Annotated in this window: 9 protein-coding genes; 6 read left to right on the forward strand and 3 right to left on the reverse strand. The window is 40.3% G+C overall.

All coding sequences use genetic code 11. The features are described 5' to 3' along the window. Positions 1-606: 606 nt before the first annotated feature. Positions 607-843, reverse strand: coding sequence for a hypothetical protein (locus G1O98_RS32535; RefSeq protein ID WP_012408924.1), 237 nt, complete (start codon positions 841-843; stop codon positions 607-609). 382 nt (positions 844-1,225) lie between these two features. Here G1O98_RS32535 and G1O98_RS32540 point away from each other — a divergent pair, with 382 nt between their 5' ends. Then, positions 1,226-2,236 (forward strand): cyanophycin synthetase, encoded by a 1,011-nt coding sequence (locus G1O98_RS32540; protein WP_163937204.1) that lies wholly within the window; start codon positions 1,226-1,228, stop codon positions 2,234-2,236. Positions 2,237-2,410: 174 nt separating this feature from the next. Here the strand turns inward: G1O98_RS32540 and G1O98_RS32545 are convergent, their stop codons facing one another. Further along, positions 2,411-2,761, reverse strand: coding sequence for a hypothetical protein (locus G1O98_RS32545; protein WP_163937207.1), 351 nt, complete (start codon positions 2,759-2,761; stop codon positions 2,411-2,413). A gap of 218 nt (positions 2,762-2,979) precedes the next feature. Beyond that, a complete protein-coding gene (locus tag G1O98_RS32550) occupies positions 2,980-3,246 on the reverse strand; it encodes a hypothetical protein (RefSeq protein WP_163937201.1) in 267 nt (88 codons plus the stop codon). A 35-nt stretch (positions 3,247-3,281) separates the two neighbouring features. Here G1O98_RS32550 and G1O98_RS32555 point away from each other — a divergent pair, with 35 nt between their 5' ends. The 5 genes from G1O98_RS32555 to G1O98_RS32575 all read left to right on the forward strand — a co-directional run. Then, complete coding sequence (locus G1O98_RS32555) at positions 3,282-3,428, forward strand: hypothetical protein (RefSeq protein WP_163937210.1); 147 nt, start codon at positions 3,282-3,284, stop codon at positions 3,426-3,428. A gap of 72 nt (positions 3,429-3,500) precedes the next feature. Continuing rightward, complete coding sequence (gene gatB, locus G1O98_RS32560; protein WP_163937213.1) at positions 3,501-4,976, forward strand: Asp-tRNA(Asn)/Glu-tRNA(Gln) amidotransferase subunit GatB; 1,476 nt, start codon at positions 3,501-3,503, stop codon at positions 4,974-4,976. Positions 4,977-5,611: 635 nt separating this feature from the next. Further along, positions 5,612-6,853: a bifunctional ornithine acetyltransferase/N-acetylglutamate synthase gene (gene argJ / locus G1O98_RS32565; protein WP_163937216.1), complete on the forward strand. Its 1,242-nt coding sequence runs from the start codon at positions 5,612-5,614 to the stop codon at positions 6,851-6,853. Between the two features lie 384 nt (positions 6,854-7,237). After that, a complete protein-coding gene (locus tag G1O98_RS32570; protein WP_163937220.1) occupies positions 7,238-9,016 on the forward strand; it encodes a ShlB/FhaC/HecB family hemolysin secretion/activation protein in 1,779 nt (592 codons plus the stop codon). Between the two features lie 341 nt (positions 9,017-9,357). After that, positions 9,358-10,851: filamentous hemagglutinin N-terminal domain-containing protein (locus G1O98_RS32575; protein ID WP_163937223.1), on the forward strand; the 1,494-nt coding region annotated here is incomplete at its 3' end.

Below are 10,851 nucleotides of genomic sequence, written 5' to 3' on the forward strand. Positions count from 1 at the left end.
TGCAGCGATCGCGTAACCCAACATCAAATTTGGTGGTAATGTTGGGTTGCGTTTCACTCCACCCAACCTACATAAATATATCTTTTAAAAAATCTAGATTTCAACATAGATGAGGTTTAATATAATGGTAAAAAAATTTAATAACTTCTGCTTCTAATTAAGTAAGTAGGCGAGAATAATCAAAGGAAATTAATGTAATAAATACAGCGGATTGCAAGTAAGTGAGGTACACAATGGAGAATTCACGCATCATATATAAAGAGTTTCTACCTCCTACCTCCTGTCCCCTGCCGCTAAACCAGTAGCTTTGTACTTCATGCAAAGGAAAACTGCTGTATTGAAATTAGTTTGTAGTGAGCGCTGTTCGCTTTCGACGAGCTACACCTACACATTTTTAATTTTTTTGCGGGCAAAAAGAGAGATTAAGAGCAAGGGTTAAAGGGATTGGATTTTCCCCTTAACCCTTCCCTTTTCACCACAAGAATGTAAAAAGATACTAATGAACAGAGTAAGGACAAAGCACCCCCTACGCGAACACAATCTAGAACGAAAATTTCTTTCTCTGTTCCCTATTTTCAAAATAGGTCTATTGCCGAAATTTGTATTTTAAATCACAGATGCTTCGCGTTGGCAATCAAAAACAACCATATATGAAGCATTTGGTATTTCCTGGGGGAGGTGTCGCATATAGCCATCGGCATCAGAACGACTGCGGAAGCGAGCAACAATTTCCCGTTGCGTATTAGGAAGCTGACGAGCGATCGCCCAAGAATTGAGGCGTTCTTTATAAGCAATAGGCTGATTGTCTGATTTAGAAGCTTGGTTAACCGTATTTTCTGGCATAATGATGTTATCCGTATGAAGTTTAATGAAGGGCGTTAATTAGTTTCTAAGTAGGAATGCACTAACGCTTTTTTTTATGCTGCTGCCACCTTGTTATTCGATTATTAATAAGTTGTCAACACTTAGCGCTAAATTTTAGACCAACTAAGTTGTAATTTTCAGGTAGCTATGAATCTCAAAGCCTTAATTTGCAACTGTTTTCAGCACCAAAAAATCTTCAAGCAGAAGGTTTGCCAAATATTGAGTTTTCATGATTTGTTTGCATACGCAGAAGGAAAACCAGTATCAGTGGTAAACTTAACGCTAATGTCTTAAAAGAGACTATCAAAAGCTCATTTGAGAATTAATATTAAGTTCCCCCGAGAAAATTATAGTTATCATAATGGAAACACCATTTGTAACATCAATCATTCAAAAAGTAGCAAAGGAAATAGGAGCAGTAGTTTTAGTAGATCCAGAATGCACCTTTGTGGGACTGATTACCTTTAAAAATGGGAATAAAACTTTTTTTAGGAATACCAGATTTAGTATTAATTCTTCGGGTTCAACAGCAATAGCAAAAGACAAAAGTGTTTCTAGCTTTTTTTTGAATAATTTTGGCTACCAAGTTACCGAAGGAAAAACATTTTTTAGTGAAGAATTATGCGAAGGAATAGCTAATATTAGAAATATAGATGAAGGATTCTATTATGCTAAGGAGTTGGGATTTCCTGTAATTGTCAAGCCAATTAATCTCAGTCAAGGAATATTTGTTACCAAGGTTTATAATAAGCAAGAATACTATCAAATAGCCAATAAAATCTTGCAAAAAGTCTCAGGCTTTATTGTTGAACGATTTTATAGTGGCAATGATTATAGAATTGTAGTACTTGATGATGAAGTAGTTTCGGCATATCAAAGAATTCCCCTATTTATAACCGGGGATGGTCAGTCTAATGTTTTAGAACTTATGCAACAGAAGCAAGAAAATTTTATCAAAAATGGTAGAAAAGAAATTATAGATTTTGAAGATTACAGAATTAAAAAAAACTTGCGAAGACGGAAGCTAAATTTTAGTAGTGTGATACCTAAAAATAATATTGTATATCTTTTAGATAATGCAAATTTATCGACTGGAGGCGAGGCAGTAGACTTTACAGAAAGCATTCATCCTGATTTTCAAAAACTCGCAGTAAGTATTACAAAAGATATGCAACTGAGATTAGCAGGTGTGGACATTCTTGCTAGTGATATAACCTCACCAATAGTAGATTATACAATCCTTGAAGTAAATGGCGCTCCTAGCTTAAGTCACTATGCATCATTTGGTGAAGTTCAGACCAAAAGAGTAGAAAATCTATATCTCAAAATTCTCAAAATAATTGAAAACGAAAATAACAGAGAAAATCATTGATTTTGCTTGGAGGCGCAGCAATCTCTACTCCTATAAGAATCCGCTTTGATTTTTGTTAGCGCAGCGTGGCGTAGCCATACTTACTTGCGTTGATAGGCAAGAGGAAAGAAGGATTTTTGAGTTGTACTGAGCTTTTTCAAAAATAAAATATGAGTCCTATATCTAGCTATCTATTCACCACTTCTTATCTAGAAGGGATTCAAATTCAGCTTGTAAGGCGGTTATATCCGCTAATCTTGCGACTAGTAAATTATCTTTACCAGCATTACTTAAGCGTACTTTCCAATAACTAATACTGTCTGAGTTGTTCAGCCAAAACTGAATCACGGTATCTACCACTTGATCTAGATTCCAATCCCACTTCGCTGGAACGGATTCTACCGATTCTAGAAAGGTATCTAGTGTACACGTATACATCCCCAAATATTCCACACCTTGGTGGGGTGGTTTTTGCTCATTTTGCTGTTGGTGATTAAAAAACTGCAAAAGTGGAGATACTCCTACAATATCAAAAGTGTATTTCATGCTAGTACTCCGAGTTATAAATTACTTGCAGGAAGCTTTACTTTTTCTCTATTATAATACTTATAGCCTAACTTAAGCATCTATAAAAAGTATACTTTTGGTTTATATCATAGGTGTTAAAGTTCAATAAAAAATTAGCACTAGCTAGCCTTGAGTGCTAAATCATAGATATTAAAGTTCAGTTGAAAATTAGCACTAACAAGCCTTGAGTGCTAATTTTATTTAATAGTTTGATTTATTATTAAATATCCGAATTTGACAAATTTATCATTATTAACAGCATCTAAACTTTTTACGTAGCATTCATCTAAAAGAGCAACATTTTTAGAAAATTGAGCAAATATTGTAAAACATTGAGAACGTTCAGGTTCACCAAGTTGATTCGCAAGGCTATTAACTTCTGTTAAAATATTCGGAGTTGTTACAAGCTTTTTAAATTTTGCAATTTTGGATAATACTTTGCCATTTAGCTTTTGGAGTCTCAACCCAGCCAGGATTCCAGTACCAAGTATCTAAGTGAATGACTTCTAAGCCTAAGATGGTTCCCAGTTCGCGGGCTAGGGTAGATTTACCAGCACCCCCCGAACCAATAATCAAGATTTTCTTTATCTTAGGTTTACAACTTGCTTTTCAAGCTCATCAGGGTAAGCATTACTCACCGAAATAACCGTCTTCAGTGCAGCTCAATACGCCGCTACAATAGTACCACTACAAGGATTATGCCGAAATTAGTGATATTATGACGACTGCTACAACTGTAAAAACTGAGTATGAAGCGATTATTGGTCTAGAAACCCATTGTCAGTTGAGTACCAAAACCAAAATTTTCTCTAATAGCTCTACGGCATTTGGCGCTGACCCAAATACTAACATTGACCCGGTTTGTATGGGTTTACCTGGGGTCTTACCTGTACTCAATGAAAAAGTATTAGAATATGCCGTCAAAACTGGTTTGGCACTGAATTGTCAAATTGCGAGATATAGTAAGTTTGACCGGAAACAGTATTTTTATCCTGACTTACCCAAAAATTACCAAATTTCTCAATATGATCTACCGATCGCAGAACATGGTTGGTTAGAAATTGAGTTGGTAGATGCTGAAGGGAATCCCACCCGTAAACGCATTGGTATTACACGTCTGCACATGGAAGAAGATGCAGGAAAATTGGTACACGCAGGTAGCGATCGCCTTTCCGGTTCTTCCTATTCTCTGGTAGATTACAATCGCGCAGGTATACCATTAGTCGAAATTGTCTCGGAACCTGATTTGCGTTCAGGATTAGAAGCTGCTGAATATGCCGAAGAGTTACGCCGGATTGTGCGCTATCTCGGCGTGAGTGATGGCAATATGCAAGAAGGATCTCTGCGCTGCGATGTCAACATATCTGTGCGTCCAGTGGGACGAGAGGAATTTGGCACCAAGGTAGAAATTAAAAACATGAACTCCTTCAGCGCCATCCAACGAGCGATTGACTACGAAATTGAGCGCCAAATCGCCGCCATCGAAGCAGGCGAGCGCATCATCCAAGAAACTCGGCTATGGGAAGAAGGCGCTCAACGTACAAGTAGTATGCGGGTGAAGGAAGGTTCTAGCGATTATCGCTACTTCCCTGAACCAGATTTAGCACCAATTGAGGTGACGGATTCAGAATTAGAGAAGTGGCGCAGCGAATTACCAGAATTACCAGCCCAAAAACGCCATCATTATGAAAGTGAGTTGGGGCTTTCGGCTTATGATGCGCGAGTATTGACAGAAGATCGTCCAGTAGCGGAATATTTTGAAACTGCGATCGCATCTGGAGCAAATCCCAAAGCTGCTGCAAACTGGATTACTCAAGATATCGCCGCCTACCTTAATAAGCAAAAACTGAGTATTACTCAAATCGGGCTGACTCCTACCAATTTAGCTGAGATCATTACTCGTATTGAAACGGGCAAAATTAGCAATGCTCAAGCTAAAGAAAAGTTGCCAGATTTGCTCAGTGGGATTTCTCCTGAAAAAGCTTTTGCAGGTCAAGAGTTAATCACTGATCCTAGTGTACTAGAACCTATCGTTGATGAAGTCATAGCCGCCAATCCCAAAGAACTAGAAAAGTATCGCAACGGTAACACCAACCTCAAAGGCTTCTTTGTTGGACAAGTTCTCAAAAAAACAGCCAAACGTGCCGATCCCAAGCTGACTAACGAATTGGTAGAAAAGAAACTGAATGCTTAGTAGTCTGTCAAAGCAGGTTTCAAGGGTGAGGGAGTAGGGAGCAAGGGAGTAAGGGAGAAGAGTTTTCCCCTCTGCTCCCTGCCCCTCTGCCTCTTTTCAATGCCCAATGTCCCATACCTAAAGTAAGTATTTTCTCGGTGTTTCTTCATGAAATCTTCATATAAAAACTGGTGACTACCCGCATACCTAAAATGATATAGTGTGGTAAGTAGATGCACCCTGATGATCTGGAGAGCTGCCTAAGTAGCTCTCTTTTTTATCTAGTCTGTGGTATTTACGGAGCAGCTTCATTAAAATTTTAGAAAAAATCTTAATAAGTAAGTATTAACTATTAGATAATCAAATATATACTGTGAGTAAAAGATGCTCCGTAATGATCTGGAGAGCGACTCAAGTTGCTCTCTTTTTTCATATTTGTCTTTCGTCATAAGAAAGGTAAAACAATTATGCTAATCGCCAACTGGTGCATTATTATTGCCATCAGCAAATAAACTCATAATAGTCATTAGGAATTGGGGAGCAAGGGAACTGGGGGAAAACTCATAACTCTTGTACAGACGGGAGTAATCGCGTCTCTTCGCACTTTTTTAAAGCACAAATTGACCTATCCAACCTGATAGTTGTAAGGAAGAATAATGGCAGATTGGCAAAAAATTACAGGTGGTGTCACAGCACCAAGGGGGTATCAGGCGGCGGGAATAACCGCAGGGTTGAAACCTTCGGGGTTGCCAGATTTAGCTTTGATATTCTCAGAGGTGGAAGCGATCGCAGCTGGTGTATTCACCACCAGTCAAGTTAAAGCTGCCTGTGTAGAATATTGTCGCCAACGCTTGCAAGCCAAACCTAGCGCTCGTGCCATCCTTTGCAACGCTGGACAAGCAAATGCCGCTACAGGTAATCAAGGCTACCTTGATACCCTAGAGTCTTCTCTGGCAATAGCTCACGCACTAAACATCTCGTCTGAATCTGTCTTATTGGCTTCCACTGGCGTGATCGGTCAAAGAATTAAGATGGATGCTTTGCGAAGCGGGATTCCCAAGGTAGTAGCAGCACTATCCGCAACAGGTTCAGATGCCGCAGCTGGGGCGATTATCACTACAGACTTGGTAACAAAATCTATTGCCCTAGAGACAATTGTAGGTGAACGCCCAGTACGAATTGGTGGTATTGCCAAAGGTTCTGGCATGATTCATCCCAACATGGCAACCATGTTGGCATTTGTTACTTGTGATGCTGTGGTTTCCCCAGCCCTGTGGCAACAAATGTTAGCAAGGGCGGCAGATAGAAGCTTTAATTCCATTACCGTGGATGGTGATACTAGTACCAACGACAGCTTAATCGCCTTAGCAAATGGTCAATCTCGTACCCCAGCAATTATAGAATGGGGCGCAGAGGCAGAGAAATTAGAGGCGATGTTAACAGCAGTTTGCCAGCATTTAGCCAAAGCGATCGCTCGTGATGGTGAAGGTGCAACCTGTCTAATTGAAGTGGAAGTGACTGGCGCTCATGATGAACTCTCAGCCCGTCAAATTGCCAAAACCATCGCTGGTTCATCCTTAGTTAAATCTGCAATCTTTGGACGCGATCCAAATTGGGGACGCATCGCCGCCGCCGCCGGACGTGCAGGTGTGCCATTTGAGCAAGAAAATCTGCAAATTAAGCTAGGAAATTTCTTAATGTTAGAAAATGGACAACCTCTACAATTTGACCGTGCAGCAGCAAGTGCTTATTTGAAAAAAGCATCGGGAGGTGCTTATCTGCAACAGGATACGGTGTTAATCTCCGTTAATGTTGGCAATGGTTATGGTGTAGGTAAAGCTTGGGGTTGTGATTTGAGTTATGACTACGTGAGGATTAACGCCGAATACACTACGTAAACTACTCTCAATTGTTTGCGTTGTAGAAACGCGATTCATCGCGTCTTGAGTCAAGGATGTTTTGCAATCATTAATTGAATTGGTAAGCTAATCAGCATTTAAATTGCAACATAGCTACTATTTCTCTTGTTTTTAATCTGACGATGCCACTTAATAACAATTAGATAGTTAGGGGGTTGCAGTCAAATCTATAAACCAATCCCCTATTTGAAACTCAACAAGTTTTTTTAATAAATTTTCATCCACTAATAGATAGATGAAATAGCTGTCAGAATTTACGGAAATAATAGGTCTAGACGATAGATTTTTGATGCGCCTAACCCAGTTTGCCTGACTGAGATTCAGTCAAAGAGCCTAGCTTAGTGTCGTTAGCTTTCCTATGCGATGAAAAATCAGATTAGGCAAAAATTTCAGAGATTTTGGCAAAATATATGGTTACTTGGTACAGTTGCCATAGCGATCGCTAGCACTGCTACTAAGTCTGTTGCTAGTTCTACTGTGAATTGGAAAGTAGAAGAAGAACCCAACGCTGTACTAACTCAAATTCCCTCCCCAGTTAGGCCGACAATCCCCAAACAGCCGACAAAGCCAATCCCGCCACCTGCTGACGAAGATTTACTGCAAACACCAACCCCCAGTCTACCTACACCGCCAAAACTACCAGAAATACCCCAGACGATTGTCATTAAAGGGTTTGAATTTCTCGGCAATACTGCCTTCAGTAATGAAGAATTGGCGAAAGTAACTCAGCCATTTATTGGTAAGCCCATTACCTTTACAGAACTCCTACAAGTAGAGGCAATTATTAGCAAATTGTATATAGATGCTGGTTATATCAATTCTGGTGCAGTCATTCCAGCCGATCAAAGGTTTCCGAAAGACCAAGGTATTGTCCAAATTCAAATTGTGGAAGGTGGCTTAGAAGAGATTCAGGTAATAGGCACAAGTCGGTTAAATCCAGGGTATATCAAAAGTCGGTTAGCGATCGCAGCCCGCAGACCTTTAAATCGCGATCGCTTGCTGCAAGCCATACAATTATTACAACTCGACCCTCTCATTCAAAATATTTCCGCCGAACTATCTGCGGGGACAAGTCCAGAGTTAAGCCTCCTGAAAGTTACCGTCAAGGAGGCTGATTCTTTAGAGGGAGAATTTTTTGTTGATAATAGTCGCGCCCCCAGTGTAGGTAGCATTCGCCGGGGATTTCGATTGAGTGAAGGTAATCTACTCGGCTTGGGGGATAAACTCAGGGCAACTTACAGCAATACTGCTGGTAGTAATTCCTACGATATTAGCTACACCATCCCCATCAATCCCCGGAATGGTACGCTGCAAGTAGGATATGGCACAAGCAACACTCAGGTAATTGAACCACCTTTTGATCGCCTCGATATTCTAGGTGATTCTCAATCTTTGGAAATAACCCTACGGCAGCCTTTATTGCAAACTCCCAGACAAGAATTTGCTATAGGTTTGACCTTCTCGCAACAACAAAGTAAAACATCTCTGTTGGGATTAGATTTTCCCATTTCCCCAGGTGCTGATGATAATGGCAGAACTCGCATTTCTGCATTGCGATTTTTTCAAGAATGGACGAGTCGCAATTCCACAGAAGTATTTGCCTTACGTTCACAATTCAATCTAGGGATAGGTGCGTTTAACGCCACAATTAACAATGAGCCGCCAGACAGTCGTTTTTTTTATTGGCGGGGACAAGGACAGTATGTTAGACTTCTGGCTCCAGAGACATTGTTAGTGCTGCGCTCAGATTTACAATTGACTACACGCCAACTTGTACCTTTAGAACAATTTGCGATCGGAGGCTTGGGGAGTGTCCGGGGTTATCGCCAAGATTTACTACTAACTGACAACGGTGCTTTCTTATCTGCTGAGGTGCAATTACCAATTTTACGAGTACCGGAAGTCAAGGGAGTTTTACACCTGACTTCGTTTGTTGATTTTGGCATTGGTTGGAATAGTTCCGCAAAATCTGAGCTAAATTCTAATACTTTGCTGTCAACAGGTTTAGGCTTGCAGTGGCAAATGTCAGACTGGCTAAATATGCGCCTTGACTGGGGAGTACCATTGATTGGTGTTGATGGCAGTAACAATTCATTGCAAGAAAATGGATTGTCTTTTTCTATCAATGTTAAGTCGTTTTAATCAAGTTATTTTAATCACAAAAAACTTTGTTGAGAGACGTTATCAAGGTAAGGAAAAACAAGATTTGGAGATTAATCTCTATCAAAAGGAACAGAAGTGGGATGAGACCAAAGAATGATGGAGGAGATATAGATATTACTTACTGTACAGATGTACGATGCGTAAGTGTTCAATCTTGTTATTTGAATTGTGGGGAAAAATTCTCATTGGTAGTGAATATCTGACTGATTGGATGTTTTTATTAGACAACTAAACTTTCAATCTCAGCATTAATCAACCTTCTGTGAAATAGTTGAAATTTACCATCGCCTTCCTAACTAATATTCCAGAGGTTGGAGAGTATGCAAGGACTGAGGCGATCGCTCTTTCTCATCACTTTACCCCTAGCCACATTCGGGTGTCTGTTTTCTATCGACACCGCCACAGGGCAGATAATTCCTGATAATACTCTTGGTGCTGAAAGTTCAGTTGTAAACTCGAATGCCAACACCGATCTAATTGATGGCGGTGCCCGTCGGGGGGCGAACCTTTTTCATAGTTTTCAGGAATTTAATGTTGGTCAAGAAGGAAAAGCCTATTTTTCCAATCCGGCTGGAATTGAGAACATTCTCAGTCGGGTTACAGGGGGAAAACCTTCCAATATATTCGGTAAGCTTGGTGTTGCAGATGGTAATGCCAATCTATTTTTTATAAATCCTAATGGGATTTTATTTGGGACAGATGCGCGTTTAGATATGCGCGGTTCATTCTTGGCTAGTACAGCAAACAGTTTATTGTTTGGCGGTGGATTGGAGTTTAGCGCCATCAACCCGCAAGTACCACCCATGCTGGCAATTAATATTCCTATTGGATTGCGATTTCGAGAGAATCCAGGGAGTATCACTAATCAGTCTGTAGCCGATGGCGTGGGACTTCAGGTCAGTCCAGGAAAAAGTTTATCTCTTGTAGGTGGGGACATTAGTTTAGATCGGGGAAGATTGACCGCAGCAGGAGGACAAATTGCTTTAGGAAGTTTAGCTGGAGAAGGAACCGTTGGATTGGCTAGCGATGGTGGCTTGAGTTTTCCTGATGGTGTAGCACGAGGCAATGTATTACTTACCAATGGCGCTCAAGTAGATGTGACTGCTGGAGGGGGAGGTAATATTAACATCTATGCTCAAGATTTAGATATTTTGGAAAATAGTGCTATCTGTGCTGGGATTGGAGCCGCTCCAACTTGTGGCAAAAGAGCATCAGATTTTGGCTCTGTTGAAAGTAAAGCTGGAAATGTTACGTTAAATACTCTGAACAATTTGACAATAAATCAAGGTAGTCAAGTTGAAAATGTTGTAAATATTAGTGCGAGCGGCAATGCTGGAGACATTAACATCTCTACAAAAAACTTAAATCTTACTAATGGCGCTCGGCTGAATGCTAGTACTTTTGGTGAAGGGAATGCAGGCACGATTAATATTACTGCTGATACCGTATCTTTTGATGGAGTAGACAGCACTATAAATGATCTAGGAAACACTATATCTATATTTACCGGAGCTTTGAGTCGTGTGGAAAATACAGCCATAAGCGATGTAAGCGATGCTGGAGAAATTAACATCACTACAAAAAACTTAAATCTTACTAATGGCGCTCGGCTGTATGTCGGTATACTTAAAGAAGGTAAGGGAAAAGCAGGTACGATTAATATTACTGACGCTGATACCGTATCCTTCGATGGAGTAGGAAGCAATGGATTCTCTAGCGGAGCTATTAGCTTTGTGGACAAGGAAGCCACTAGTTCTGCTGCTGGTAGCATTAATATCACTACAACAAACCTAGCTCTTACTAATGGCGCTCAA

Origin of the sequence: Nostoc sp. UIC 10630 (assembly GCF_010747425.1) — a bacterium.
Lineage (GTDB): Bacteria > Cyanobacteriota > Cyanobacteriia > Cyanobacteriales > Nostocaceae > Nostoc.

Coding starts and splice junctions, on each gene's coding strand:
- G1O98_RS32555 (WP_163937210.1), top strand. CDS start 3,282: ATGACTTCTAAGCCTAAGATGGTTCCCAGTTCGCGGGCTAGGGTAGAT.
- G1O98_RS32545 (WP_163937207.1), bottom strand. CDS start 2,761: ATGAAATACACTTTTGATATTGTAGGAGTATCTCCACTTTTGCAGTTT.
- G1O98_RS32570 (WP_163937220.1), top strand. CDS start 7,238: ATGAAAAATCAGATTAGGCAAAAATTTCAGAGATTTTGGCAAAATATA.
- G1O98_RS32540 (WP_163937204.1), top strand. CDS start 1,226: ATGGAAACACCATTTGTAACATCAATCATTCAAAAAGTAGCAAAGGAA.
- G1O98_RS32535 (WP_012408924.1), bottom strand. CDS start 843: ATGCCAGAAAATACGGTTAACCAAGCTTCTAAATCAGACAATCAGCCT.
- argJ (WP_163937216.1), top strand. CDS start 5,612: ATGGCAGATTGGCAAAAAATTACAGGTGGTGTCACAGCACCAAGGGGG.
- gatB (WP_163937213.1), top strand. CDS start 3,501: ATGACGACTGCTACAACTGTAAAAACTGAGTATGAAGCGATTATTGGT.